This window comes from Nocardiopsis yanglingensis, assembly GCF_045809185.1.
GTDB lineage: Bacteria > Pseudomonadota > Gammaproteobacteria > Xanthomonadales > Xanthomonadaceae > Stenotrophomonas > Stenotrophomonas yanglingensis.
The window spans coordinates 54,971-56,621 of the sequence record NZ_JBJNRH010000015.1 but is presented as its reverse complement, the minus strand read 5'-3'; the positions used below and the strand labels follow the sequence as shown (position 1 = coordinate 56,621).

Below are 1,651 nucleotides of genomic sequence, written 5' to 3'. Positions count from 1 at the left end.
GGGTCTGGGGTTTGCCCGGGCGGGGGCCGGGCCCCCCACACCCGCGGCCCCGCGCCCGGCTCTACCCTCACGCGGTGCGCAGCGCCGCCAGCGACTCAGCCTGCAGCCGCTCGTAGATCTCGAACTCGTCATTCACCGCCACGCCCAGCGCCTGCTCGAAAGCCTCACGGTTGGCATGCGCGGCATAGGCACGCTGTTCTTCACCGCCCAGGTTCGACTGGAAGATGCCCGCGGCACTGACCGGCAGGAAATCCTCGTAGACGATCGGGTCGGCGGTGGCCAGGCCGGCGGCCACCAGCACTTCGGCCGGCAGATCAGCCACGCGCTCCGGCGCGGCGCGGCCGGCGTCGGTCAGCTGGTAGCGGTAGTAGCCCAGGCCTTCCTGGCGCAACGTGTCGTGGTCATCCGGGAAGCTGGCGAACACCGCCTGCAGGCGCTGGCCATAGTCGCCGCCGGTGCTGCCTTCGCCACCGGCATCGCGTGCCTGCGACAGCAGCTGGTCGTACAGCGCGCGGCCCTTCGGGGTCAGGGCAAGGCCACGCTGTTCGATCTCGCCGAAGCGCGCGGTATGGGTGCCGGCATCGCCACCCTCGCTGTCCGGGAAATGCACGGCTTCTTCCAGTGCCTTGAAGCTGGTCTGCCGCAACAAAATCGGACAGGCACGGCGCGGCGGGCCTTCGATCACCGCCTTGGCGGCCATGCCGTGCTCGATCATCGCGGCCTGCGCGGCGTCGATGTCCAGCGTGCGCGGGGTCAGGTGGTTGATGTGCGGGCCACGGAAACTGACCACGTCGGCCACCAGGCGATGCGCGTTGTGCAGCGCGTGGTAGGTCGGCAGGTCGACGGTGGCATCGCCGTGCCAGCGGAAGGTTTCCAGTGCTTCATCGACGAAGCGCTCGGCATCGGCCTGCGACAGCCCGCCATCACGCTCGGCCTGGTCGATCAGCGCCAGCGCGCCCTCGGTGAAGATGCGGCGGCGTGCAAGGATCTTCGCCGATTCGGCACGCAGGGTTTCGTCTTCGATCAGCTCCAGGCGCAGCAGCGAGGTGAACACGCGGAACGGGTTCTGCGCCAGCGCGGCGCCGGTCAGCGGCCGGAACGCGGTGGAGTGCACCGGCACGCCAGCCACCGACAGGTCGTAGTAGCCGACCGGATACATGCCCATCACCGCGAACAGGCGGCGCAGCGTGGCCAGTTCCTGCACGGTGCCGACGCGGATCGCGCCATGGCGTTCTTCATCCAGGCGTGCGCGCTCGTCGTTGCGCTGCAGCTGCGCGGCCAGCGCCGGGTCCTGGTCAAGCACCTGCGCGTTGATCCGCTCCACCAGTTCCACCAGCGTGCCGTACAGCGGCACTTCGGTGCGGTACATGCGGGACATGGCCTGCGCGAACAGGCGGCGGATCACATCAGGCGAAACGAAAGAGGCGCTCATCAGTCACTCGATTACGGGAACGGGGAACAGCTCGAACCCGTATTGTCGCCGGAGCGCGGCGCGGCGGCGATATGCAGAGCAACATGGCGCCCAGCCCGGTAGGCCTGGTGGGTGCGAACCTTGGTTCGCACTGGTTTGGGGGGGAAGGAGCAAAAGGCGTGCGAACCAAGGTTCGCACCCACCACAAAAAGGCACCGGCCGGCATTAACGCATGTGCAG

General features: G+C 68.4%; 1 protein-coding gene. It reads right to left on the bottom strand.

Annotated features, from left to right (window positions below):
- Nucleotides 1-67 precede the first annotated feature (67 nt).
- Nucleotides 68-1,432 (bottom strand): 2-oxoadipate dioxygenase/decarboxylase HglS, encoded by a 1,365-nt coding sequence (gene hglS / locus ACJ7C5_RS17605; RefSeq protein ID WP_094000598.1) that lies wholly within the window; start codon nucleotides 1,430-1,432, stop codon nucleotides 68-70.
- Nucleotides 1,433-1,651 lie beyond the last annotated feature (219 nt).